Origin of the sequence: Actinomadura monticuli (genome assembly GCF_041463655.1) — a bacterium.
GTDB lineage: Bacteria > Actinomycetota > Actinomycetes > Streptosporangiales > Streptosporangiaceae > Spirillospora > Spirillospora monticuli.
In genome coordinates this window covers 115552-140939 of record NZ_JAXCEI010000014.1, presented here as the reverse complement: position 1 = coordinate 140939, position 25388 = coordinate 115552, and the positions used below count along the sequence as shown (strand labels likewise).

Genomic DNA, 25388 nt, shown 5'->3' with positions numbered 1-25388 from the left:
GCCCTCCTCCGGGCCCCGCTCCCACGGCCCCTGCTCTCACAGCCCCTGGGCCAGGCGATGGTACGCCTGGTTCCAGCGGATCTCCTTGGTGAACTGCCGCAGCGTGGTGCCGGCGTCGATGGTGAGCAGCTCGACCCCGGCCATCTCGGCGAGGTCGTCCAGTTCGTCCGCGCCCAGCGCGGCGGACAGGACGGTGTGGTGCGGCGCCCCGGCGGTCAGCCACGCCTCGGTGGACGTGCGCAGGTCGGGCAGCGGGCGCCACACCGCGCGGGCGACCGGCAGCATCGGCAGCGGCTCCGGCGGCGCGACGACCTCGATCTCGTTGGCGACGAGGCGGAACCGGTCGCCCATGTCGGCCAGCCCGGCCACGACGGCGGGGCCCGGCGCGGCGTCGAACACGAGCCGCACCGGGTCCTCCCGCCCGCCGATGCCGAGCGGATGGATCTCCAGCGAGGGCCGCCCCGCCGCGATGGACGGGCAGACCTCCAGCATGTGCGCGCCGAGGATCAGCTCGTTGCCCGGCTCCAGGTGGTAGGTGTAGTCCTCCATGAACGAGGTGCCGCCGGGCAGCCCGGCGGACGCCGCCTTGAGGGTGCGCAGCAGCGTGGCCGTCTTCCAGTCGCCCTCGCCGCCGAAGCCGTAGCCGTCCGCCATCAGCCGCTGCACGGCGAGGCCGGGGAGCTGCCGCAGCCCGCCGAGGTCCTCGAAGTTCGTCGTGAACGCCTTGAAGCCGCCGTCGTCGAGGAACGTCCGCAGCCCCAGCTCGATGCGGGCGCCGTAGCGGAGCGACTCGTGCCGCTCGCCGCTCGCGCGCAGGGCCGGGACGACGTCGTAGGCGTCCTCGTACTCCTTGACCAGCTCGGTGACGTCGACGTCCGGGATCGCGTCCACCACGTCCACCAGGTCGTTCACGCCGTAGGTGTTGACGGAGACGCCGAACCGGAGCTGCGCCTCGACCTTGTCGCCCTCGGTGACCGCGACGTCCCGCATGTTGTCGCCGAACCGGGCCAGCTTCAGCGTGCGCAGCTCGTGGTTCCCGGCCGCCGCGCGCGCCCATCCGGAGACGCGCGCGCCGACGGACGGGTCGGTGACGTGCCCGGCGACGGTCTTGCGGGCGACGCCGAGCCGCGACTGGATGTAGCCGAACTCCCGGTCGCCGTGCGCGGCCTGGTTGAGGTTCATGAAGTCCATGTCGATCGAGTGCCAGGGCAGCTCGACGTTCGCCTGCGTGTGCAGGTGCAGGAGCGGCTTGGCCAGCGCGTCCAGGCCGGCGATCCACATCTTCGCCGGGGAGAAGGTGTGCATCCACGCGATGACGCCGACGCAGGTGTCGTCGGCGCTCGCGTCCAGGCAGATCCGGCGGATCGCGTCCGCGCCGGTCAGGACGGGCATCCACCTGAGCGCGACCGGCAGCGCCTCGCCGAGGCGCGCGGCGATCGCCCCGGACTGCTCGGCGACCTGGCGGAGGGTGTCCTCGCCGTACAGGCCCTGGCTGCCGGTGAGGAACCAGATCTCGCGGTTCGGAAAGCTCATGGTCAGCCCCTCTGGCCGTAGACGTTCTGGTAGCGGTCGTACAGCCGGTCGATGTCGCCCGCGTCCATCGGCAGCGGGTCGCCGAGCTGGCGGGACAGGTGGACGGTGCGGGCCACGTCCTCGCACATCACGGCCGCCTTCACCGCGGCGCGGGCGTCGGCGCCGATCGTGAACACGCCGTGGTTGCGCATGAGGACGGCCGGGCTGCGGTGCCCGTCGAGCGTCTCGACGATGCCGCGGCCGATGTCGTCGCCGCCGATGAGCGCGAACGGGCCGACGGGGATCTCGCCGCCGAACTCGTCCGCCATCGCCGTGAGCACGCACGGGATCGGCTCGTCGCGCGCCGCCCACGCGGTCGCGTACGTGGAATGGGTGTGCACCACGCCGCCGACGTCCGGGCGGTGCCGGTACACGTAGGCGTGCGCGAACACGTCGCTGGACGGTTTGAGCGGCGACTCGCCGATCGCCCTGCCCTCCAAGTCGCACAGCACCATCGACCCGGGGTCGAGGTCGGCGTAGGGGACGCCGCTCGGCTTGATGAGGAAGGCGTCGCCGCCCACCCGGGCGGACACGTTCCCGGCCGTCCACACGACCAGCCCGGCCTCGACGAGCATCCGATGCAGGACGGCGAGTTCCGTGCGGAGCGCGGTGGTCTCCTGCGCTGTCATGTCCGCTCCTTTGTTAGCGCTAACATCAACGGGGCGACGAAGGGCTCCAAAGGGCCTCCAGGGGCTCTCCGATGCCGGACTGGGTCAGGTGCGGCGGCGCACCCCGGTGCTCTCCCGGACGACGAGCTCGGGTTCGACGACGCGGCGGGCGCCGGCCGGCTCGGGAGCCGGCCGGGAGGCTCCCTCGATCCGGTCCAGCAGCAGGGCGAACGCGCGCCGCCCCACCTCGCCGAAGTTCTGCCGGACGGTGGTCAGCGGCGGCGGGAAGTAGGCCGCCTCGGGGACGTCGTCGAAGCCGACGACGCTCACCTCGCCGGGCACGTCGCGGCCGGCCTCGCGCAGCGCGCGCAGCAGCCCGAGCGCCATCGCGTCGTTGGCCGCGAACACGGCGGTGACCTCGGGGTCCGCGGCGATCTGCCGACCGTGCTCGTAGCCGGACCGGGCGCTCCAGTCGCCCGCCGGCATGCGGGGCACGTCGCGCCCCGCGGCCTCCAGCGCGGCGCGCCAGCCGTCGACGCGGCCGCTCGCGTCCACCCAGTCGGCGGGGCCGGCGAGGTGCACGACGGTCTCGTGCCCGAGGCTGAGCAGGTGCCGGACGGCGCGCTCGGCGCCGGCCCGGTGGTCGACCGCGACGGCGGGGAACGGCACGTCGCCGCCCGCGCCGACCGCGACCAGCGGGGTGTCGGACGGCAGCTCCTTCAGCCCGTCGGCCGCCGACTGGTGCGGCGCGACGACCATGATCCCGTCCGCGGACTGGGCGCGCAGCCGCTCCACGCCCTCGCCGATCGAGCGCCGGTTCAGCGAGCTGAGGCTGACGATGCTGACGTTGTAGCCGTGCTCGCGGGCGGCCTGCTCGATGCTGAACACCGTGGACGCGGGCCCGTACAGGGTGGTGTCGAAGCTGACCACGCCGAGCACCCCGGAGCGTCCGGTGGCGAGCACCCGGGCCGCCGAGTTGGGCCGGTAGTCGAGGGCCTGCACCGCCGCCATCACCCGGGCGCGCGTCTGCGGCCGCACCTTCTCCGGCGTGTTCAGCACGCGCGACACGGTCATCGCCGAGACGCCGGCCATCGCGGCCACGTCCTCCATCACCGCCAGCCGCCGGCCGTCGGGCGCCTCCGGTGATTCGGCGGCCACATCGCCTCCCCGAGCCGAGTCGTCACTACGCCCCGAATGTTTGCGCTAACTCCCGAGAATGTCAACAGCCGGACGCCCGCCCGCGCCCCGCCCTCCGGCCGGGCGCCCGGCCCCGGCGTCGGGCCGTCTCGCGGCGCCGCGCGGCGAGCGCGGGGACGGCCGCCGGCAGCGCGAAGGCGGCGCTGACCAGCCGGACGGCCAGGCGGCCTCCCCCGGCCGGGTCGTCGGAGCCCAGCCGGCGCGGCGAGCAGCGTCTCGAACGTCCCGCCCGCGACCGCGCCGCCGACGGTCTCGCCGTTCGTCCACGGCGGTCGAGACCCCGGCTGCGCAGCGGGCCGCCGCGCACCGTCGCGCCGTGACGTCCGGAGCCTCTATCGTGGGGTCTCGCCCGTGCGACCGCACCGCCCCCCGTCACCGCCGGGACCAGCCGCGGCGATGCCTCCGCGGGCGAGGCGGGCGCTCCGGGCGCCGGCCGGCAGAGGGGACCGCGTGCGAAAGGCCATGGTGTGAGTCAGCGACGACCGCGGCCGCCGGGTGACGAGCCGGCGGGCGATGGGGCGGGCGGCGTCCCGGACGACGTCGCGGCCGCCGTGGAGCGGGTGCTGAGCACGACGGCGCAGCTGTGGAGCCGCGCCGAGCAGGGCCTCGAACCCGCCATATCGCCGATCCAGCTGCGCGCGGTGGAGGCCATCTCGCGCTCCGGGCGGCTGAACCTCGGCGGGTTGGCCGAGGAGCTCGGCGCCATCCCCTCGTCCACCAGCCGGCTGTGCGACCGGCTGGAGGCGGCGGGGCTGATCGTGCGCGAGCACGCCCGCACGGACCGGCGGGAGATCATCGTCCGGCTGAGCGACCAGGGCGAGCAGTTGCACGCGCAGCTCGTCCGGCGGCGGCGGGCGGCCGTGCGGGACGTGCTGGCGCTGATGTCGCCCGGGTCCCGGGCCCGGCTGATCGACGCGCTGACGGACTTCGGACGGGCGGCCGGGCGGCGGGCGCCGAACGGGGCGCGGGCGGTCGATTCCCAGTCGGCCTGAACGGCCGGCGCCTCCGGGTCCCGCGCGGTCCGCGGGTCCCCGCCCACGACTCGACATCAAGTATTTGCCATGAGGCAAACTCTTTGGCAGTCTTCCCCTGCAGTCCTCCGTCCGCCTCCGCGACAAGGGGTGGGCGGACCGGAGCACGGGAGTCGCGCGCCTGCCGCACGACCGGCCGGACGACGGGGCCGGACGAGGGGGCCGGCCCGGGGAACGGCCGGAGACGGGGCGCGGCCGGAGACGGGGGCGCGGCCGCGTCCGGTGTCGGCAGGCAGCAACGAGATGGGGTCGCGATGAGCACGCAGGGCCGCCCGGCCATGGACGAGCAGGGCCGCCCGGCCGTGGACGAGCGGCCCCGCCCGGCCGGAGCCGGGCGGGGCGGCCCCGTGGGGGACGGGCACGGCCCGGCCGGGATCGAGCGGGCGCTGCGGGCCGCGCCCGCGCACGCGCTGCCCGAGGCGCTGGCCGCCGCGCTCCAGCGCGCGTACCCGCCGGTCTCGGGGGTCCGCCTGCTGGTGAGCGACTACCACGCGCGGGTCCTGCTGCCGGTCGAGCAGGTCCCGGGTGCGGACGGTGCGGGCGACGGCGACGTGCTCGCCATCCGGCAGAGCACCGCCGGCCGGGCGTACGTCTCCCGCAAGGTGCTGCTCGCCATGCCCGAGGACGACGACGGCCCCCACGAGACGGCGACCTATATACCGGTGACGGCGCGGGGCGAGCGGTTCGGCGTCCTGGAGGTGGTCTCGGCAGGGTCCTGGGGCGACCCGGACGCGCAGGCGGAGATCGGCGAACTGCTCGGCACCGCCCTCAAAGTGGGGTGGAACCACACCGACCGGTACGAGCGGGCCAGGCGCCGCCAGCGCCTCACGCTCGCCGCCGAACTGCAGTGGCAACTGCTCCCCGGGCACGCGTGCTCGGACGACGGTTTCAGCCTCGCCGGGCACCTGGAGCCCGCGTACTCGATCGGCGGCGACAACTTCGACTGGTCGGCCGAGCGCGACCATCTGGCGCTGACCGTGACGAACGGGGCGGGCACCGGGATCGGCGCGGCCCTGCTCACCTCGCTGACCGTCGGCGCGCTGCGCAACGCGCGCCGCTCCGGCGCCGACCTCGGCGAGCAGGCCAGCCTGGCGAACGACATGGTGCACGTCCGGTACGGCGGCCGGGAGTTCACCGAGACCCTCGTCATGCGGATCGACAAGGCGGACGGGATGGTGCACGTCATCGACGCGGGCTCCCCCCGCATCCTGCGGCTGCGCGGCACCGAGGTGACCGGGGTGCCGCTGGAGCAGCAGCTTCCGCTCGGCATGTTCCCCGACACCGAGTACCGTCCGCAGCGGTTCCGCCTCGACCCCGGCGACCGGCTGGTCGTCGTCAGCGACGGGGTCTTCGCCGCGCGGACCCCGCGCGGCGAGTTCGGGACGCTCGCGCTGGAGCAGGCGACCCGCCGCACCCGGCTGCAGGACGCGGCGGAGGTGCCCCCGGCCATCATCGACGAGCTGATCGAGTACCACGACGGCGGCGGGCTCGCCGACGACGCCGTCGTGGTGTGCCTCGACTGGCACGGCCCCTCTACCGGGAGGTAACCTCCCGCTTACCGGGCCCTGCCGGGCCCTGCGAGCTGAGGAGACCCCCATGCCGGAACTGAGCGCCGCCGAGACCGTGCGGGCCGCGGACAAGGTCATCCACGACATCGGGGGAAAGTGGATGCTCGACCCGGCGCTCTCCCTCCACGGCAAGGAACTGGGGTACGCCAACCCGTTCGCGTTCTACTTCGCCGGGCGCGGCGGCGTGCTGGGGGACGTGGACGCCGAGGTCGTGTCGGCGGCGTTCGGCTGGTTCGAGCCCGGTTTCGTGCGGGCCATGTGGGACGAGGGCGTCGCGGTCGCCGGAGCCCGGGAGGGGGCGCGGCGGTACGCGGTGGCGTTCGCGTCCTGGGGCGAGAAGCACCTCCCGGACGACCCGCGCCTCCTCGAACTGGCCGAGCGGGTCCTGGGGGCGGCCGAGGGATCGGGGCTGCCGCTGTTCGGCGGCTGGCGCGCCGAGCCCCTGCCGGACGGCGGCCCCGCCCGCCTGCTGCAGGTGCTGCACGTGCTGCGGGAACTGCGCGGCGGGCTGCATCTCATCGCGACGACCGCGGTCGGCCTCAGCCCGCTGGAGGCCGCCCTCGCGCACGGCGGCGAGGGCAGGGCGAAGTTCCTCGCCTGGCGGGGCGACTTCCCGGACCCCGCGGCGCTGACGCCGCGCCGGCTGGAGGCCGAGGAGATCACCGACCGCCTCGCCGCCGCGGTGTACGAGCGCGCCCTGACCCCGTCCGAGCGCGCCGAGTTCGCCGACCTGGTGGGGAAGGCGGGATCGGCCGTCCTCTCCTGACCCGTTTGTCGGCCGGGGACAGAAGCCGCGCGGAAATTATGCGAAGGGACGACTGTCGTCGGGAGAACGACGGGTTCATTGTTGCCCCATCACCGATCACCTCCGAGAGGAGCACGTGATGGGGCGCCCCCCACTCCCCTTGACGGTTCTCGCGGCATCCGCGCTGGTCCTCGGCACCGTGGCCGGGCCGGTGAGCGCGCGCGAGGCCGACCGGTCCGAGACGCCCGTCCCGTCCGGTTCGCCGGTCACCGATGTCAGCGAGTCGGCGGTGCGGGTCAGGGTGCCGCTGCCCGCCTCCGCCGGCCCGCACCCGCAAGCCTGCGACTGGCTCTCCTACCTGCGGTTCCGGCACAAGGACGGGCCCGCCGACCCGGCGCGGGCCGACCGGATCCTCATCGCGCAGCCCGGCATCCTGGAGGGCGCCGGCGCCTTCGACAGCGTCGCGCGGAACACGGTGTCGGCGGCGGCGAAGAGCGGGAAGCACATCGAGTTCTGGGCGCTCGACCGGCGGTCCAACTGCCTTGAGGACCCCACCGGGCTCCAGGCCGGCCTGAAGGCGAAGGACACCCGTCTCGCCGTCGACTACTACTACCGGCAGAAGGAGGTGGACGGCCGGAAGTTCGCCGGCTACCAGAGCAACGACCAAGTCAGATGGCTGCAGACCGTCGGGCTGGAGCAGACCGTCCGCGACCAGTACGACCTGATGGTCCGCGAGCTCCCCGACCAGGCGGCGCGCAAGCGGAAGACGCTGTGCGGCGGCCATTCGCTCGGCGGCGTCCTGACCGGGTTCTTCGCGAAATGGGACTTCGACGGGGACCCCGCCACGACGGGCGACGCCGGCTACAACCAGTGCTCCGGCTACTTCGCGCTCGACACCCGCATCGCGACGGGGCTGCCGGGTATGGACGGCCAGATCCCGGAGGAATGGGTGCCGCTCGTCCAGTTCGGCGCGGGCGCCGTCCAGGCGGGGCTGGAGACGGGGATCGTCCCGCGGGCGCTGTCGGCCCCGGCCGTGGTCAACACCGAGACGATGAACCTCCTCGGCATCGCGGGCCTCGCTGCCAACCTCGACCCGGGCGGCCTGTCCGACCTCGCGGCCTACGTCCCGTCCGGGTTCAACCAGGACATGACGTACCGGCTGCTGTTCTCGAAGGACTACCCGACCTTCCTCAAGGGCTCCCCGACGGTGAAGGACTTCCGCTTCACCAACGCCGCCGCGCTGGGCGGCCTGCTGGACGACAACTCCCAGCCGCTCGCGTTCATGCAGGCCAGCGTCGGCTTCTGGGACGGCGGCAAGATCGTCGACAAGGAGTTCCCGGCCCCGAACGACCTCGACGAGCTCGGGCTCGGCGGCCTGTCGAGGCTGCTCGGCAAGGACAAGAAGGCGATCCCGGACGAGCCGGGCGGCCCCCTCTACACGTGGCGGAACTACGACCGCGTCGGCGCGCCCGACGACCCGGTCCACACGTCCAAGGACGGCACGCCGTTCACGTCCGCGGGCAAGGAGGTCACCGACATCGCCGAGCTGGCCCGCAGCCTGTCGGAGCACCCGCTCGACTTCACCGAGCACTACTTCCCCACCAGGATGGTCACCGACATCGCGCTGGCGAGCTCGCCCGGCATCGCGGACGACGCCGTCCACGAGGGCGGGATCGAGGCGAACCCGATCCTCAACCTGGAGGCCGGCGACGGCCTCGGTTCCAGCGACCCGCAGCCCGGCGACGTCATCGCGCCCGGCTACCAGCACATCGACGTGCTGACCGCGTCCGCCGTCCAGAACGGCGGCGGGCCGGAGCCGGTCTCGGCGAACCTGGCGGCCTTCGCCACCCGGTGACGCCGTGCCCGCCGTCCACCTGCCCGCGGTCCACCTGCCCGCCGTCCACCTGCCCGCCGCCCCGGCAAGCCGCGGACGGCCTTGTTTCACGGGTCGGGCGGCGGGTAGGTGGACGGCGCGCCGAGGGCGAGAGGTGGTGTGACATGGGCGTCCGTACATGGATCGAGTCGTGGCCCGTCTACCGCCAGTTCACCGGCGACGACCCCCTCGGCCGCGGAGCGGCGGCGAAGAGCGCGGGGACCGAGCGCATCGAGGCGCGGGTGAGCACCGCCGACCAGGTCGTGAAGTCCGTCTGCCCGTACTGCGCGGTCGGCTGCGGGCAGGACGTGTACGTCAAGGACGGCCAGGTCATCCAGATCGAGGGCGACCCCGACTCGCCGGTCAGCCGGGGGCGGCTCTGCCCGAAGGGCTCGGCCAGCCTCCAGCTGACCACCGGGTCCGCCCGCGAGCACCGGGTCCTCTACCGGCGGCCGGGCGGCACCGACTGGGAGCACCTCGACCTCGGCACGGCGATGGACATGATCGCCGACCGGGTCGTCGAGGCGCGCCGGCGCGGCTGGCAGTGGGAGCAGGACGGCCTGCGGGTGCGGCGCACGCTCGGCTTCGCGAGCCTCGGCGGCGCCACGCTCGACAACGAGGAGAACTACCTGATCAAGAAGCTGTTCACCGCGCTCGGCGCGGTGCAGATCGAGAATCAGGCCCGCGTTTGACACTCCTCCACCGTTCCCAGTCTGGGAACCTCGTTCGGACGCGGCGGCGCGACCACCTTCCAGCAGGACCTGCAGAACTCGGACTGCATCGTCATCCAGGGCTCGAACATGGCCGAGTGCCATCCGGTCGGGTTCCAGTGGGTGATGGAGGCGAAGGCGCGCGGCGCGAAGCTGATCCACGTGGACCCGCGGTTCACCCGGACCAGCGCGCTCGCGGACGCGCACGTCCCGCTCCGCGCGGGCAGTGACATCGCGTTCCTCGGCGGGATCGTCAACTACGTCCTGCAGAACGACAGGTACTTCCGCGACTACGTGGTGGCCTACACCAACGCGCCGGTGATCCTCACCGAGGACTTCCGCGACACCGAGGACCTCGACGGCGTGTTCTCCGGCCTGGACCCGGAGAACCGCACCTACGACCACACGACGTGGCAGTACGAGGGCATGGACGTCCAGTCGGCGGCCGGCCAGCGCGACATGGAGTACGACGAGCAGAACGCGTCCGTCGCCGAGGCGGGACGCGGGGAGGCGCACGGCTCGGGCGGCGCGGCGATCGGCGTGGGCGACCCCGAGCGGGACCCGACGCTGGAGCACCCGCGCTGCGTGTTCCAGGTGCTGAAGCGGCACTACGCGCGGTACACGCCGGAGATGGTCGAGCGGATCTGCGGCGTCCCGCAGGACCAGTTCCTCCAGGTGTGCGAGATGCTCACCGAGAACTCGGGCCGGGACCGGACGTCCGCGTTCGTGTACGCGGTGGGCTGGACGCAGCACACGGTCGGCGTCCAGTACATCCGGACGGCGGCGATCCTGCAGAGCCTGCTCGGCAACATCGGGCGGCCCGGTGGCGGCATCCTGGCGCTGCGCGGCCACGCGTCCATCCAGGGCTCGACGGACATCCCGACGCTGTTCAACCTGCTGCCCGGCTACATCCCGATGCCGCACGCCCACACCAACGAGGACCTGGACGCGTTCGTGCGGGGCGAGTCGGCGAAGAAGGGCTTCTGGGGCAACATGCGGGCCTACACCGTGAGCCTGCTGAAGTCGTACTGGGGCGACGCGGCGACCGAGGACAACGACTACTGCTTCGACTACCTGCCGCGGCTGACCGGCTCGCACAGCACGTACGAGACGGCGATGGCGCAGATCGACGGCGTGTGCGAGGGCTACTTCCTGATGGGCGAGAACCCGGCCGTCGGGTCCGCCAACGCCAAGGTCCAGCGGCTCGGGATGGCGAACCTCGACTGGCTCGTCGTCCGCGACTTCTCGCTGATCGAGTCGGCGACGTGGTGGAAGGACGGCCCGGAGATCGAGTCCGGCGAGATGCGCACCGAGGACATCGGCACCGAGGTGTTCTTCCTGCCCGCCGCCGCGCACACCGAGAAGAGCGGCAGCTTCACCAACACGCAGCGGATGCTCCAGTGGCACCACCAGGCGGTGGAGCCTCCCGGGGACGCGCGCAGCGACCTGTGGTTCATGTACCACCTGGGCCGGATCATCCGGGAGAAGCTCGCCGGGTCGGACGACGAGATGAACCGGCCGGTCCTCGACCTGACCTGGGACTACCCGACGCACGGCCCGCTGGACGAGCCGGACGCGGAGGCGGTGCTCGCCGAGGTCAACGGCTTCGACGCCGACGGGAACCCGCTGTCGTCCTACACGCACCTGAAGGACGACGGTTCCACGAGGTGCGGCTGCTGGATCTACTGCGGCTGCTACGCCGACGGCGTCAACCAGACCGCCCGCCGCAAGCCCGGCAAGGACCAGAACTGGGTGGCGCCCGAGTGGGGCTGGGCATGGCCGATGAACCGGCGCATCATCTACAACCGGGCGTCCGCCGACAAGGACGGCAAGCCGTGGAGCGAGCGCAAGGCGTACGTCTGGTGGGACGCCGGCGAGGGCAAGTGGACGGGCCACGACGTGCCCGACTTCATCGCCGACCGCCCGCCCGGCTACAAGCCGCCACGCGACGCGACGGGCCCGGACGCGCTGGCCGGGGACGACCCGTTCATCATGCAGGCGGACGGGAAGGCGTGGCTGTTCGTCCCGGCCGGGCTGACGGACGGCCCGCTGCCGACGCACTACGAGCCGCAGGAGTCCCCGTTCACGAACCCGCTGTACGGGCAGCAGCGCAACCCCGTCCGGCACCTGCTGCCGCCGCATCCCGACAACCGGTACGCGCCGAGCGGCGCGGCGCCGGGCGCGGACGTGTACCCGTTCGTGGCGACGACGTACCGGCTCACCGAGCACCATACGGCGGGCGGCATGTCGCGCTGGCAGCCGTACCTGGCCGAGCTGCAGCCGGAGTTCTTCTGCGAAGTGTCGCCGGAGCTGGCGGCCGAGCGGGGGCTGGAGCACGGCGGCTGGGCGACGATCGTCAGCCCGCGCGCGGTCGTCGAGGCCCGCGTCCTCGTCACCGAGCGGATGCAGCCCCTCGTCGTGGACGGACGGACGATGCACCAGATCGGCCTGCCGTACCACTGGGGGCCGAACGGCTACAGCACCGGCGACGCCGCGAACGAGCTGCTGCACATGTCGCTGGACCCGAACACCCACATCCAGGAGGCGAAGGCGATCACGTGCGACATCCGTCCGGGGCGCCGCCCGCGCGGCGCCGCCGCGGACGCGCTGGTCCGCCGCTACCGGGAGCGGGCGGGCGTGTCCGAGGACACCGGCACCGAGGTCTGACCGCCGGGGCTAGCGGACGACCAGCGGGTACTCCCCGGCGGGGACGAGCTCGCCGATGACCGGGTCGCCGGAGATCTCGCCCGCGACGAGCAGCCCGCCGGACGTCTGCGCGTCGGCGAGGAGGAGGCGGTCCTCCTCGGAGGCGCCGCCGAAGTCGGTGTGCGGGGCCACCCAGTCGAGGTTGCGGCGGGTGCCGCCGCTGACGTACCCCTCGCGGAGGGACGCGCGGGCGCCGTCCAGGTAGGGGACGGCGGCGGCGTCGATCACGGCGGTGACGCCGGACGCGCGGGCCAGCTTGTAGAGGTGCCCGAGGAGACCGAAGCCGGTGACGTCGGTGGCGCAGACGGCGCCCGCGTCGAGCGCGGCGGCGGACGCGTCGCGGTTCAGCTTCACCATGGTCGCGACGGCGTGCTCGAACACCTCGCCGGTCGCCTTGTGCCGGTTGTTCAGGACTCCGAGGCCGAGCGGCTTGGTCAGGGTGAGCGGCACGCCCGGCTTGCCGGTGTCGTTGCGGAGCAGGGCGGCGGGGTCGGCGACCCCGGTGACGGCCATCCCGTACTTGGGTTCGGGGTCGTCCACGCTGTGGCCGCCGCCGACATGGCAGCCCGCCTCGGCGGCGACGTCCAGGCCGCCGCGCAGCACCTCGCGGGCGAGGTCGAACGGCAGGACCTCGCGGGGCCACGCGAGCAGGTTCACCGCGACGAGCGGGCGGCCGCCGACGGCGTACACGTCGGAGAGGGCGTTCGCGGCGGCGATCCGGCCCCAGTCGTAGGGGTCGTCGACGACCGGGGTGAAGAAGTCGGCGGTGACGACGGCGGCGAGCCCGCCCCGCGAGCCCGGCAGCCGGAAGACGGCCGCGTCGTCCCCGGTCTCCAGGCCGACGATCAGCTCGGTGTTGGGCGCGGGCATGGTGGTGGTCAGTCCGGCGACGACGTCCTCCAGCTCGCCGGGCGGGATCTTGCAGGCGCAGCCTCCGCCGTGTGCGTACTGCGTCAGCCTCTTCACGGTCTCGCTCTTCGCGGTCTCGCTCTTCGCCGACTCGGTCATGGCCTCTCCTCGGTGCAGCGGCGGCGGAGGTCGTCCACCCTGGTCGTGTAGCCCTTCTCGTCCAGGTGCTCCAGGAGCGGGACGGCGACCCGGCGGGTGGTGCCGAGCGCGCGGCGCGCCTCGCTCAGCGTGAACGGGCCGCCGAGGGTCGCGAGCAGCGCGGCGGCGCGGGCGTCGTCGCCGGGCAGCAGGACGATGCCGTCGCCGACCTTGAGGAGCGCGCCGGCCGCCGCGGCGGCGGCGAGCATCCTCGGGGTGAGGCCGAGGTCGGCGAGCCGGCCCGCGTCCGGCGCCTGGAACGGCGCGCCGGCCAGGTCGCGCCGGACGGCGTCGACGGCCGCCCGCACGGGCGGCGGCAGTTCGGGCGCGGTCGTCCGGCCGTAGATCCGGCCGTCGCGGCGGTGCAGGCCCTCGGCGAGGGCCTCGACGAGCGCCCGGTCGGGCAGGCCGAGGGCGCGGCGGGCGGCGTCGGAGGGCAGGCCGGGGTCGGTCGGGTGGGCGGCGGCGTGCTCCTCGACGGCGGCGGCGAGCCGCCCGCGCAGGTCCTCCCAGTGGCCGGGGTCGGCGAGCCAGTCGCCCGCCACCGGCTCGGACGGGACGGGGACGCCCATCGCGACCAGCTCGGTCCGCGTGATCAGCCCGCGGCGGCGGAGCTCGCCGGCGCCGTCGGGGCGTCCGTCGACGCGGGCGAGCTCGCGGGCCCGCGCCGCCGCCGCGCCGCGCCGCCCGAACGGCTCCGGGCGGACGTCGAGGACCGTCACCCCGGCCGGGACGCGATGGGCGCCGGGGTCGCGGAGCAGCGCGACGTCGCCGACCCGCAGCGGCAGCGCCCGCCGCAGCGCGAGCCGCGCCGTGTCGTCGCCGAGCGGCCGGACGTGCACCGGGACCGCCGCCGATCCGGCGTGCAGGGTCAGCTCGCGGGGCAGGCCGCCCGCCGGCTCACCGCGCAGCCGCACGTCGACGAGCTCGGTGGCGAGCCAGCGCCCGGGGGTGAGCAGGGCGCCGCCCCGCCTCGCCTCGCTCGCGCTCCCGTGCAGGTTGACGGCGACGCGCGCGACGGCGCTCACCCGGTCGTGGTCCTCCTTGAGGCTCTGCAGGCCGCGCACGCGCACGAGGTCGCCGCCGGCGGCGAGCCGGTCGCCGACGGCGACGGTCCCGGCGCCGAGCGTCCCGGTGACGACCGTGCCCCTGCCGCGGACCGTGAAGACGCGGTCGATCCACAGCCGCACGTCGGCGCCGGCGTCGGGGGCGGGGAGGGACGCGGTGAGCCGTTCCAGCGCGGCGCGCAGCCCGTCCAGGCCCTCCCCGGTCGTGCCGCTGACCATGACCGAATCGACTTCGCCGAGGGAGGTGGCGGCGATGCGGGCCAGCGCCTCCTCCCGCGCCAGGCCGGCCGTGCGTGCGTCGGCCAGGTCGCGGCGCGTCACGACGAGGAGGCCGTGCCGGACGCCGAGCGCGTCCAGGACCGCCAGGTGCTCCTCCGACTGCCGCTGCCAGCCCTGGTCGGCGGCCACCGCGAACATGACGGCGGGGACGGGCCCGACTCCGGCGAGCATCGTGGCGACGAGCCGCTCGTGCCCGGGGACGTCCACGAACGCGAGGCGGTCGCCGCCGGGCAGCGTCGTCCACGCGAAGCCCAGCTCGATCGTCAGGCCGCGCCGCCGCTCCTCCTCCAGCCGGTCGGGTTCCATCCCGGTCAGGGCGCGCACGAGCGTCGACTTGCCGTGGTCGACATGCCCCGCCGTGGCGACGACGTGCGTCATCGCGCCGCCGCCCGGACCGCCTCGGCCAGGTCGCCGTCCCGTTCGGGCGGCACCGACCGCAGGTCGAGCAGGCACCGGCCGTCCTCGACCCGTCCCATCACGGCCGGGACGCCCTGCCGCAGCCGGGCCGCGCAGGACTCGGGCACCGACACGGCCCAGCTCGGCAGGACGACGCCGGGCGCGCCGCCGCCCCCGACCGCCGCCTCGCTCGGCACGGCCGTCGCGTCCAGCCCGCCGTCCGCCAGCCGGGCGGCGAGCCGCTCGGCGCGCTCCCGCAGCGACCCGGCGTCGGCGTGCAGCGCCCGCTCGGTCGGGGTGCGCGGCCCCCGCAGGGTCGCCTCCAGCGCGGCGAGCGTCATCTTGCCGACCCGCAGCGCCCGTGCGAGCGGGTGCCGGGCCAGGCGCCGCACCAGGTCCTCCCGGCCGAGGACGAGCCCGCACTGCGGCCCGCCGAGCAGCTTGTCGCCGCTGGCGGTGACGAGATGCGCGCCCGCCTTGAGCATGGACGCGGCGTCGGGCTCGTCCGGCAGCAGCGGCTCGGGCGCGAGGAGCCCGGAGCCGATGTCGGCGACGACCGGGACCCCGAGCCCGGCCAGCTCCGCCGCGCCGGCGCCCCGCGTGAACCCGGTGATCCGGAAGTTCGACGGGTGCACCTTCAGGATGAACCCGGTCTCGTCGCCGACCGCCGCCGCGTAGTCGTCCGGCGTGGTGCGGTTGGTGGTGCCGACCTCGCGCAGCCGCGCCCCGGTCGCCGCGAGCAGCTCGGGGATCCGGAAGCCGTCCCCGATCTCCACCATCTCGCCCCGGCTGATGACGATCTCCCGGCCGGGGGCGAGCGCGGTCGCGGCCAGCACGAGCGCCGCCGCGCCGTTGTTGACGACGTGCGCCGCCTCCGCCTGCGGCACCCGCTCCAGCAGCGCCTCCAGCACCGACCGGCCGCGCCCGGCGCGCCGCCCGGTCGCGAGGTCCAGCTCGACGTCCGTCGCGCCCGACGCCACCGCGACGGCCTCCCGCGCGGCGTCCGACAGCGGCGCCCGCCCGAGGTTCGTGTGCAGCAGCACCCCGGTCGCGTTGATCACGGGCCGCAGCCCGGCCGCCGTCTCCGGCAGCGAGCCGGCCGCGGCGTCGGCGACCGACTCCGGCGGGATCTCCCCCGCCCTGGCCCTCCGCTGCGCCGCGACGACGGCCGCCTTCACCACCCCGCGCCCGAGCCGCCCCGCCGCCTCGGCGAGCCTCGGATCGGCGAGCAGCACGTCGGTGCGGGCGATCCGCCGCCGCCCGTCCTCCCCCGCGACGGGCACGGCTCCACGATCCATGAGGCGACCTCCGACGACCGGCATTACCCGTCAGCATCGCACCGAAACGGCGGGGCGGCACGGACGCGCGGCGCCCGTCCGGCGGCGGGCGGCGACTCGTGGGGAGAGCGCCAAACGGAAGTGCGCTTTCGTCTGACTCCGGTGGACTTATTCGCCGTGCCTCACAAGGAAACCGGGCGCGCCTTGTCATCGATGTGAGTGTCGTGCGTGAAGCGTGTTACTTAGCCTGGCTGCCCCGGGTGTCCGGCGCTGGAGGTAACGCTTTGACGGAACTATACGAAAGGTCCGCGGAGAGCGACGGCCTGGCGGGGGAGCCCTGGCGGGACGTCCCGCGCGAGGAGGCGCAGTGGATCCGCCCGCACCTTCCGGCCCTGACGGACACCATGGTCGAGGGCGTGCTGCGGCACGTCCCCGAGTACGCCAGGCCCGACGACCCCGTCTACACCGAGGTGATCCGGGTCGCGATCACCCAGGGCATGGGGCATTTCGTGCAGATGATCGCCGACCCGGACGCGCCCTGGCGGGAGGTGCACCAGGTCTTCTTCGACATCGGGTACGGCGAGGCGATGGAGGGACGCTCGCTGGAGCACCTGCAGAACGCGCTGCGGGTCGCGTCGCGGACGGCGTGGCGGTACCTGTCGCGCGAGGCCGAGCGGCTGCAGAAGCCCCGCGAGCTGGCGATCTCGCTGACCGAGGTGAACTTCGCCTACCTGGACCTGCTGGCCTCGGCCGCCGCGCAGGGCTACGCGCGGGCGCGCGAGAAGACGGCGGGCGAGCGGGAGCAGCGGCGCAGCCGGCTGCTCAGCCTGCTGCTGTCGGAGCCGGCCGCGCCGAAGGACGTCGTCGTCGAGCAGGCGAACCTGGCCGGCTGGACGCTGCCCGACCGGCTGGCCGTGATCGTGCTGCGCCCGCGCCCCGGCAGCGGCGGCGAGGGCCCGGCCGGGCTGCCGCCCTTCCTGCTGAGCGGCCTCGACCGGGGCCGGCCGTGCCTGGTGATGCCGGACCCGGACCGCCCCGGCGGGACGGACCGGCTCACCGCACCGCTCGGCGGCTGGACGGGCGCGGTCGGGCCGTCGGTGCCGGCGGACCAGGCCGGGGTCTCGCTGCACTGGGCGCACCGCACGCTCGACCTCATGGCGGCCGGGCGGCTCGCACCGGGCGGGCCCGGCCTGGTCCACGCCGACCGGCATCTGCCCGACCTGCTCCTGCAGGAGGGGTGGACGCTCGCGGAGGCGGCGGCGCGGCGCCGGCTCGCCCCGCTCACCCGGCTCGGCCCGCACCGCGGCTCCCGGCTCGCGGCGACGCTGCTGGAGTGCCTCAAGCACGGCTTCAACGCGACCGACGCGGCCGAGGCGCTGTGCGTGCACCCGCAGACCGTCCGGTACCGGCTCGCGCAGCTCCACCAGATCTTCGACTACGACATCGAGGATCCGGCGATCCGGCTGGAGCTCATGCTGCTGCTCCCCGTCTGGCTGCGGGACAACGCCGGCGGGGAGCAGCCGTGAGCGTCACTCGTCCCGGGCGGCGACCTCCGTGACCGGCAGGCTCCCGTCCAGGTAGGCCCGCCGGCAGGCGGAGCGGGCGATCTTCCCGCTGCTGGTGCGGAGCAGGCCGCCCGGCTCGATCAGCACGAAGTCGTGGACGCGGAGGTCGTGCTGCTGCTTCACCGCGGTCCGCACGGCCTGCGCGACCTCCGCCAGGTCGAGCAGTGCGATCGGCACCCGCCGGTTCCGCTCGGCGATCACGACGAGGCCCTCGGTGTCGCCCATGCCGGAGGACGCCTCGACCGACACCGCGCACGTGTACTCGCTGCGGATGCCCTTGTGCGCGCCGGACACGGTGAACTCGATGTCCTGCGGGTAGTGGTTGCGGCCGTCCACGATGACCAGGTCCTTGATCCGGCCGGTGACGAACAGCTCGCCGCCGTGCAGGACGCCGAGGTCGCCGGTGCGCAGCCACGGCCCGCGCGGCAGGCCGCCGATGGTGCCGGCCAGCGTCGCCTCGAACGTCTCCCTGGTCGCCTCCGGGCGTCCCCAGTAGCCGGCGGCGACGTTGGGGCCGTGCACCCAGATCTCGCCGACCCTCCCGTCCGCGAGCCGGACCCCGGTCTCCGGGTCGACGATGGCGGTGTGCTGGCCGTAGGACGTCCCGCACGCGATCAGCTGGATCGCTCCGGGCGCGTCCGCGGCGCACGGCTCGGCGGCGCCGCGGCGCAGCGCCTCGTGGTCGAACGCGACCCGCGTCGGCGTCCGGAACCGGGACGACGCCGACACGTACACCGTCGCCTCGGCCAGCCCGTAGGCGCACACCTGCGCCTCGGGCCGCAGCCCGCAGTCCTTGAACGCCTCGTAGAAGCCGGTGAGCGTGCTCTCCCGGATCGGCTCCGCGCCGTTCATGAAGACCTGCACGCCGCTCAGGTCGAGCTTCGCCTTCTCCTCCTCGGTGACCTGCGCGGTGAGGTACTCGTAGGCGAAGTTGGGGCCGCCGGTGAACGCGTGCTCCTGCGCGCTGAGCAGCTCCAGCCAGCGGACGGGGCGCATGATGAACGCCACCGGGTCCATGATCACTCCGGGGTTGCCGTACACGAGCGGCAGCGCGACCGTGGTGACGAGGCCCATGTCGTGGAACACCGGCAGCCAGTTCACGCCGGACGACTCGCGCGGGATGCCCTCGAACGTCCGCCACAGCTGCTCGGCGTTCGTGGCGAAGTTGCCGTGCGTGATGATGACGCCGGCCGGGGTCCGGGTCGAGCCGGACGTGTACTGCAGGTAGGCGATGTCGTCGGGGTCGATCGGCTCGGGCGCCCAGTCGAGCGCCGGGTCGACCTGGTCCGCGACGATGACCTCCGAAGGCGGGCGCACGAACTCGCCGCTGAGGAACGCCTCGACGGCCGGCAGCGACGCGCTCGTGGTGATGACGACGTCGGGCTCGGCGTCCTGGTAGACGGCGAGGAGCCGGTCGCCGTGGCCCGGCAGGTCCGGGGAGAACAGCGGGACGCCGATGACGCGGGCGTACATCGCGCCGAGGAACCCGGTGACGTAGTGCAGGTCCTGCGGGGCGAGCAGCGCGGCGCGGCCGCCGGGCTCGGTGGCGCGGCGGATCGCGGCGGCGATGGAGCGGGCGCGCCGGTCCAGCTCGCCCCAGGTGACGTCCGTGGCCACGCCGTCCGGGTCGGACATGTAGTCCATGAACGTGTAGGCGCGGTCGCCCGGGAAGTCCTTGGCGAAGCGGGCGAGCCGCTCGATCAGCGGCGTCCGGTCGAGGGCGGGCAGGTCGTTGGCGGGCAGGTCGGTCATGCTGCTTCTCCGGTCTGGGTGGCGGTGTCGCCGGTGACGCGGCGGGCGGCGAGGCGCTCGTGGTCGGGCCAGCGGACGTCCCAGACCCAGCCGAGCTTCTCGAAGAGCCAGATGACGCGGGCGCTGATGTCGATCTGGCCCTTGAGGACGCCGTGCCGCGCGCAGGTCGGGTCGGCGTGGTGCAGGTTGTGCCAGGACTCCCCGAACGACGGGATGGCCAGCCACCACACGTTGCGGGCCTTGTCGCGGGTCTTGAAGTCCTCCTTGCCGAACACGTGGCAGATCGAGTTGATCGAGAACGTGATGTGCTCGCCGGCGAACACCCGCATCAGCCCGGCCCAGAACAGCGCGGTGAGGGCGCCGTGCCAGGAGAGCGTGAGCAGCGCGCCCAGCCCCATCGGGACGAGGAACGTGGAGAGCACGATCACGGCGTACACGGGGTCGAGCGACAGGAACCGGATGTCCTTGTCCCTAAGCAGGTCGGGCGCGTACTTGCTGCGGGACGTGCGGTCCTTGCTGAACAGCCAGCCCATGTGCGCGTGGTACAGCCCCTTGGTGAGGCCCCACACGCCCGGCCCGTACGCCCATGGCGAGTGGGGGTCGCCTTCCTGGTCGGAGTACTTGTGGTGGCGGCGGTGGTCGGCGACCCACCGGACGACCGATCCCTGCATGGCCTGCCCGCCGAGGATCGCGAGCGCGATCCGCAGCCACCGCTTGGCCTTGAAGCCGCCGTGCGTGAAGTGCCGGTGGTAGCCGACCGTGATCCCGATCGCGTTGAGCGGGTACAGGAAGGCGAAGACGGCCACGTCCGTCCAGCCGAGGCCCCAGCCCCACAGGAAGGGGACGGCCGCCACCACGCCGATGATCGGCGCGACCACGAACACCACGACCGCGATGCGCTCGGGCAACGGGACGGTGCCCGAGAGGTCAGGCTGCGGCGTTCGGCTGCCAACGTCGGCGACGCCCGCTGTCATGTCCTAAGTCTCCTTAACTCAGCAGTCGCCCTGGACGGGCTTGCCGTCGAAGCGGTCGCCGAGGAAGTTCGTCACGTCCCCGGCGGCGCCCCAGTCGGTCGACAGATGCTCGGTCGGGTAGGTGTTCTTCCACGTCGTGTTGACGCCGGCCGCGCAGTACGCCTGCCGGGTGCCGTCCTCGGTCTCGTGCGGGATGATCTCTTCGAGCCAGCCGCGGTACTGGAACACCGGGAAGCCGATCTCGTACTTGGCGCCGGAGGACGCCGGGCCGATGTCGACGCCCAGCTTCTGCCGGTCGACGATCTCGCCCCAGGTCACGCCGCCCGGCCCCGTGAGCGCGTAGAGCTGCTCCAAGCTCAGCTTGTCCTTGGAGAAGTTCTCGACGCGGGCGCCGAGGAACACCGCGAGCGTCCCGAACAGGCAGTTGGCGCGCACATCCTTGATCGCCTGCGCGCCCTGGTCGTTCATCAGCTCGGTGAACGGCATCTCCGGGTAGGCGGCGTTCAGCCCGACGAGCGCGTCGGCGAGGAAGCCCGCGAAGAAGCCGCCGTTCAGCTGCTCGGCGGTCAGCTTCAGGTCGCCGGGCACGCCGCCCGCCGCCGCGCCGACCACGTCCAGCTCCGGCGCGTAGGACGCGGCGAGCTGCGCGCCCCACAGCGCGGCGGCGCCGCCCTCGGAGTAGCCGGAGATGCCGACCTCGCCGTCGGCCGCGAGGGTGCCTCCGGGGATCTGGCGGGACGCCCGGACGACGTCCAGCAGCGCGTGCCCCGCGTTCGCGCCGATCATGTAGGTGTGGACCTGCCCGTCGAGGTACCCGACCCCGTCGGTGGCCGCGACCGCGAACCCCGCCTTGAGGAACAGCGTCAGGTTCGCGCCCTCGTACATGTCGACGTACTGGCCGGCGAGCTGCTTGGAGAAGGCGCACTGGGGGCCGGAGCCGAGCGTGCCGGGGTTGAACGCGACGGTCGGGCGGGAGCCGCCCTTCGTCCAGTCCGCGTCGGGGATCGCGATCGTCCCCGTCACGACGTTCTTCGCGCCCTTGGCGTCCGTCGAGACGTACCGGACCTTCCACGCCTTCATCGGGACGTCGCCCGGGATGTTCGTCAGCTTCACCGGGCGGCAGGCCAGCAGGTCGCCCGGGTCGCCCGTCACCGCGGCCGGGGGCGCCGCGTAGATCTCGGCGTCGCCGGCGCCGCAGCCCGGCGGCGCGGCCAGCGCGTGCGGCGCGGTGACCGGCACGGCCAGCGCCGCACCCAGGGCGGCGGCGGTGAACAGGGAACGGAGGCGCATTCTCGCTCCTTGGAGGGAGTGGGAACCGAACCCTGACGACTGTGCCGATCACGCTCCGCGCGCGGAATGAAGTCTTCTCACATGCTCGGCCACCGTTCTTAGCAACGAACCCAACAACCCGTCCTCCGGCCCCCGCCCACCACCGTTCACCGGACGAGCTCCGCAAGGCGCCCTCCGCTCCCGACATGAATGTCCGGGGGGTCACCTAATGTCGCGTTCATGAGCGAGTCACTCCGGGACGCCGAGCGCGCCGGCTCCCCGCGCCCGCGGCTGGTCACCCGGCCCCTGGCGCTGGTGTTCGCGGCCACCGTCGCGAGCCTGACGGGCGTCTTCCTGCTGCTGTCGGTCGTCCCGATGTACGCGGTCGACGGCGGGGCGGGCCGCGCCGGCGCCGGGCTCGCCACCGGCGCGCTGATGCTGACGACGGTCCTCGCCGAGCTCGCGCTCCCCCGCCTGCTCGCCCGGTTCGGGTACCGGACGGTGCTCGCGGCGGGCACGCTGCTGCTCGCGCTGCCGCCGCTGGCGCTGCCGCTCTCGTCCGGCACGGCGATGATCGTCCTGGCGAGCCTGGTGCGCGGCCTCGGCTTCGGCGTCGCCGTGGTCGTGCCGAACGCGCTGGTGGCGGCGCTCGCCCCGGCGGGCCGGCGCGGCGAGGCGCTCGGCCTGTTCGGCGTCGTCGCCGGGGCGCCCGCGGTGCTCGCGCTGCCGCTCGGCGTGTGGCTCGCCGACCGGATCGGCTACCCGCCCGTGTTCGTCGCCAGCGCGGTGATCTCGCTCGCCACGCTCGCGGTGCTGGCGGGCATCCCCGGCCGGGTCGCGGCGTCGCCGGAGCGGCGCCGGCTCGGGATCGTCGCGGGCCTGCGGTCGCCGGCGCTGCTCCGCCCGGCGGTCGCGTTCGCCGCGACGGCGATGGCGGCGGGCATCCTGATCACGTTCCTGCCGGAGGCGGTGCCGGCCGGGGGCGTCGCGGCGGCGGCGCTGTTCGTCCAGCCGGCCGCCACCACGGCGGCCCGCTGGTGGGCGGGGCGCGCCGGCGACCGGCACGGGGCGGCGCGGCTGCTGATGCCCGCCGTCGCCGCGGCCTCGGCCGGCGTCGCGCTGCTGGTCCTCGTGCCGCACCCGGCCGCCGTGTTCGCCTCGATGGTCCTGTTCGGCGCGGGCTTCGGCGTCACCCAGAACGCGAGCTTGGCGATGATGTACGAGCGGGCGCCCGCGTCCGCCTACGGGACGGTCAGCGCGCTCTGGAACGTCGGCTACGACGGCGGCATGGGCGTGGGCGGCGCGGCGTTCGGCATCGCCGCCACCCACACGGGCTATCCCGCCGCCTTCGCCATGACGGCCGCCGTGATCCTGCTGGCGCTGCCTCTCGCGCGCCGCTCCTGAGCGGCCGCGGACCGGCTAGCCGCGGGCCGGACGGGGCCTGTCGTCCCGGGACGGGGCGGGGCGGTCCGGCTCCCGGCGGCGCGGGACGGCGTCCGGGGAGCGCCGGGGCCGCGCGGCGGGACGCTCCTCGTCGGGGGTCTCCGCCAGGAGGCCGGACGTCTCCAGATACCGGCGGCCGCGCGGGGTGAGGTCCCAGGCGTTGTGCCGCCATTCCTTGCGCCGCCACACGACGCCGGCGGACAGCAGCCTGCGGCCGACGCGGCTGATCTCGGTCTCGTCGGTGCCGAGTTCGGCGGCGAGCTGCTGGTTCGACATGCCCTGCCGGCGGGACACGGCGACGAGGAAGCGCGCCGCGTACCCGTCGGGCTGCAGCGCGAGCTGGAGGCCGGACGGGAGCCGCTTCAGCGCCCAGTGCACGACGTCGATCAGCCCGAGGATGCGGCCGCGCTGCTCGCGCTGCGGCCCGTCGAGGCCGTCGACGTCGAGGTAGTGGCGGTGCAGCCATTGCAGGCCGTCCTGGCATTCGGTGAGGGCCGGCTCGTCGGCGCTCAGCGAGGCGTCGGTGATCAGCATGCCGAGGGCCGAGAAGTGGCCGTCGCTGATGACCTTGGCGTGCTCCATGGCGTCGATGAGGCGCCGGATCTCGGTTCGGCGGTCGGGGTCGGGGGATGCGGTGTCTGCGGTGTCGGTGATCGCGTTCACGGCTCACTCCTGGGTCGACGAGCAGCGCCGGACACATCCAGAGTGCGTGGATGCCAAGTGAATGTCAAGTGATACCGACCGCTGCTTTCGGACACACTCTGTTGCCGAGGACACGATGCGCGATGCCCGGGAGAGTTAGCATCGACCCACCACCCGTAACCGTGCCTTTGTCAATCCCCCGGGGGCGCTTATGCAGGATCAGTTGGCTGCAGCCGTGTATCCGGCCGGACCAGCTGATCTCTTCGTCCGGCTCTACGACGCGATGCCCGACGCCGTGTTCCAGGACTGGACGGCCACGCACTGGTACGAGGACGAGCGGGTGCGGCGGCACGCGAACGAGATCGCCGAGACCGTGCTGGAGAAGGGCGTCCTCGACCCGGAGACCACCGCGGGCATCGTCGCCGAGCGCGGCGACCTCGGGCGCTTCACGATCCTGCTCGGCCTCGACCTCGCGCTCGCGCACGCCAGCCCCTACGCCCCCTACCACGGCGCGCCCGCACTGGCGGGCGTGCTGGTCACCTACCTGACCGAGGGGAGGTTCAACGGGCCGGGCACGACCGGCGCGCTGCTCCCCCGCTGCGCCTACCCCGGCCGGCCGCGCGGGCTCCGGTCGAAGGCGGAGTTCTTCGGCGTCCACCGCGTCCCGCAGGCCGAGTGGGACCTCGTCGACCACGCGATCCTGCCCGCCGTGAACGACCCGCACTTCAGCCGCGACGAGCCGGTCGCCGTCGGCTGCGCGCCGGTGCTGGAGACCTACGACGACGTGGAGATCGAGTTCGCCGAGCGGGACGGCACCTCCGTCTACCGGCTCCGCCCCATGGACTCCTCCGGGCTGCGCAGCCGCATCAAGGCGATCGTCCGGCGGCTGGACGAGTCCGGCGCGCAGCTCGCCGTCATGCCGGAGGCGTCGCTGTCGGACGCGCTGCTGGAGCACTGGAAGGAGGTCGCGTTCGACACGGCCGGGCGCGACCGGGACCGCCGCCCGCTGCGGTTCCTGCTGCTCGGCACCGGGCCCGTCGGCGGCGGGGACCCGCCGCCGAACCGCGCCGTCCTGCTCGACCGGTGGACGGGGCAGGAGCTCCTCGTCCAGGACAAGCTGTCCGGCTTCACGCTGGACGCGACCCAGATGCGGCTGTGGCGGCTGCCGGACGCGCCCGCCGCCGGCACCGCCGCCGAGGACGTCCGGCCGGGTCGCAAGATCCGCGTACTCGACTCCTCGCTCGGCCGGCTCGCCGTGCTGATCTGCGAGGACCTCGGCCGGTCGATCCGCTGGGAGCGCGAGCTGCAGGCGTGCGGGGTGTCGCACCTGCTCGTCCCGATCTTCGCCAAGCCGATCCTGGAGTACCGGTGGGAGGAGCAGGGCGCCGAGCGGCAGGTCGCGGAGCTCGGCGCCTGGGTGACGGTGTCCAACAGCCTCGCGGTCGGCGCCGCCATCCCGGACGGCGAGCTGCCCGGCCCCCGCTACACCTGCCTGGTCGTCGGGCCGAAGAGCCTGCGCCGCACCGCCTACGCGAGCGACCGGCAGTTCGGCGTCGCGCGGACCGGCGCCGAACTCGGCCGGCTGCCGACGTCCGAGCTGCCGCGCGTGTTCCCCGGCGCCGCCTACGACGCCTGGCACGCCCACTGGCGGGACGGGAAGTAGCCGC

General features: G+C 74.1%; 18 protein-coding genes. 8 read left to right on the top strand and 10 right to left on the bottom strand.

All coding sequences use genetic code 11. The features are described 5' to 3' along the window. Nucleotides 1-36: 36 nt before the first annotated feature. The 3 genes from araA to SM611_RS28235 form a co-directional block, all read right to left on the bottom strand. Complete coding sequence (gene araA, locus SM611_RS28245; protein ID WP_371953262.1) at nucleotides 37-1533, bottom strand: L-arabinose isomerase; 1497 nt, start codon at nucleotides 1531-1533, stop codon at nucleotides 37-39. A 2-nt stretch (nucleotides 1534-1535) separates the two neighbouring features. After that, nucleotides 1536-2201 carry an L-ribulose-5-phosphate 4-epimerase gene (locus SM611_RS28240; RefSeq protein ID WP_371953261.1) on the bottom strand — a complete coding sequence of 222 codons (666 nt, stop codon included), beginning with the start codon at nucleotides 2199-2201 and terminating at the stop codon, nucleotides 1536-1538. An 84-nt stretch (nucleotides 2202-2285) separates the two neighbouring features. Then, nucleotides 2286-3338, bottom strand: a complete 1053-nt coding sequence (locus SM611_RS28235; protein ID WP_443112146.1) for a LacI family DNA-binding transcriptional regulator — start codon at nucleotides 3336-3338, stop codon at nucleotides 2286-2288. 506 nt (nucleotides 3339-3844) lie between these two features. Here SM611_RS28235 and SM611_RS28230 point away from each other — a divergent pair. From SM611_RS28230 to fdh, 5 genes are all read left to right on the top strand, one after another. Beyond that, nucleotides 3845-4369 carry a MarR family winged helix-turn-helix transcriptional regulator gene (locus SM611_RS28230; protein WP_371953260.1) on the top strand — a complete coding sequence of 175 codons (525 nt, stop codon included), beginning with the start codon at nucleotides 3845-3847 and terminating at the stop codon, nucleotides 4367-4369. Nucleotides 4370-4662: 293 nt separating this feature from the next. Further along, nucleotides 4663-5955, top strand: a complete 1293-nt coding sequence (locus SM611_RS28225) for a PP2C family protein-serine/threonine phosphatase (protein ID WP_371953259.1) — start codon at nucleotides 4663-4665, stop codon at nucleotides 5953-5955. A gap of 49 nt (nucleotides 5956-6004) precedes the next feature. After that, entirely contained in the window at nucleotides 6005-6742 is a 738-nt protein-coding gene (locus tag SM611_RS28220; protein WP_371953258.1) for an SCO6745 family protein, read from the top strand. A 118-nt stretch (nucleotides 6743-6860) separates the two neighbouring features. Continuing rightward, complete coding sequence (locus tag SM611_RS28215; protein ID WP_371953257.1) at nucleotides 6861-8576, top strand: hypothetical protein; 1716 nt, start codon at nucleotides 6861-6863, stop codon at nucleotides 8574-8576. Nucleotides 8577-8719: 143 nt separating this feature from the next. Continuing rightward, entirely contained in the window at nucleotides 8720-11971 is a 3252-nt protein-coding gene (gene fdh / locus SM611_RS28210) for a formate dehydrogenase (RefSeq protein WP_371953256.1), read from the top strand. A 9-nt stretch (nucleotides 11972-11980) separates the two neighbouring features. Here fdh and selD read toward each other — a convergent pair whose 3' ends face one another. From selD to selA, 3 genes are read right to left on the bottom strand one after another with little or no spacing between them, the layout of a single operon-like run. After that, the gene (gene selD / locus SM611_RS28205; protein WP_371953254.1) at nucleotides 11981-13018 is read right to left on the bottom strand and encodes a selenide, water dikinase SelD; all 1038 of its coding nucleotides are present in this window, start codon (nucleotides 13016-13018) and stop codon (nucleotides 11981-11983) included. Continuing rightward, nucleotides 13015-14781 (bottom strand): SelB domain-containing protein, encoded by a 1767-nt coding sequence (locus SM611_RS28200; RefSeq protein ID WP_371953253.1) that lies wholly within the window; start codon nucleotides 14779-14781, stop codon nucleotides 13015-13017. The genes selD and SM611_RS28200 overlap by 4 nt, the downstream gene beginning before the upstream one ends. Further along, nucleotides 14778-16097, bottom strand: coding sequence for an L-seryl-tRNA(Sec) selenium transferase (selA, locus tag SM611_RS28195; RefSeq protein ID WP_371953252.1), 1320 nt, complete (start codon nucleotides 16095-16097; stop codon nucleotides 14778-14780). Before selA ends, SM611_RS28200 begins: the two co-directional genes overlap by 4 nt. 263 nt (nucleotides 16098-16360) lie before the next feature. Between selA and SM611_RS28190 the strand changes: the two genes are divergently transcribed. Further along, nucleotides 16361-17602: a PucR family transcriptional regulator gene (locus SM611_RS28190; protein WP_371953249.1), complete on the top strand. Its 1242-nt coding sequence runs from the start codon at nucleotides 16361-16363 to the stop codon at nucleotides 17600-17602. A gap of 3 nt (nucleotides 17603-17605) precedes the next feature. On the opposite strand, the gene SM611_RS28185 is transcribed toward SM611_RS28190, so the two are convergent. The 3 genes from SM611_RS28185 to SM611_RS28175 are packed head-to-tail and all read right to left on the bottom strand — an operon-like array spanning nucleotide 17606 to nucleotide 21657. Continuing rightward, a complete protein-coding gene (locus SM611_RS28185; protein WP_371953247.1) occupies nucleotides 17606-19393 on the bottom strand; it encodes a fatty acyl-AMP ligase in 1788 nt (595 codons plus the stop codon). Continuing rightward, complete coding sequence (locus tag SM611_RS28180; RefSeq protein ID WP_371953245.1) at nucleotides 19390-20367, bottom strand: acyl-CoA desaturase; 978 nt, start codon at nucleotides 20365-20367, stop codon at nucleotides 19390-19392. Before SM611_RS28180 ends, SM611_RS28185 begins: the two co-directional genes overlap by 4 nt. Nucleotides 20368-20385: 18 nt before the next feature. Next, nucleotides 20386-21657, bottom strand: a complete 1272-nt coding sequence (locus tag SM611_RS28175) for a lipase family protein (protein ID WP_371953244.1) — start codon at nucleotides 21655-21657, stop codon at nucleotides 20386-20388. Between the two features lie 219 nt (nucleotides 21658-21876). On the opposite strand from SM611_RS28175, the gene SM611_RS28170 reads away from it, so the two are divergent. Further along, a complete protein-coding gene (locus tag SM611_RS28170) occupies nucleotides 21877-23040 on the top strand; it encodes an MFS transporter (protein WP_371953242.1) in 1164 nt (387 codons plus the stop codon). Nucleotides 23041-23055: 15 nt separating this feature from the next. Here SM611_RS28170 and SM611_RS28165 read toward each other — a convergent pair whose 3' ends face one another. Further along, nucleotides 23056-23742 carry a hypothetical protein gene (locus tag SM611_RS28165; protein ID WP_371953240.1) on the bottom strand — a complete coding sequence of 229 codons (687 nt, stop codon included), beginning with the start codon at nucleotides 23740-23742 and terminating at the stop codon, nucleotides 23056-23058. A gap of 202 nt (nucleotides 23743-23944) precedes the next feature. Between SM611_RS28165 and SM611_RS28160 the strand changes: the two genes are divergently transcribed. Then, nucleotides 23945-25384: a hypothetical protein gene (locus SM611_RS28160; RefSeq protein ID WP_371953239.1), complete on the top strand. Its 1440-nt coding sequence runs from the start codon at nucleotides 23945-23947 to the stop codon at nucleotides 25382-25384. The last annotated feature ends 4 nt before the right edge of the window (nucleotides 25385-25388 follow it).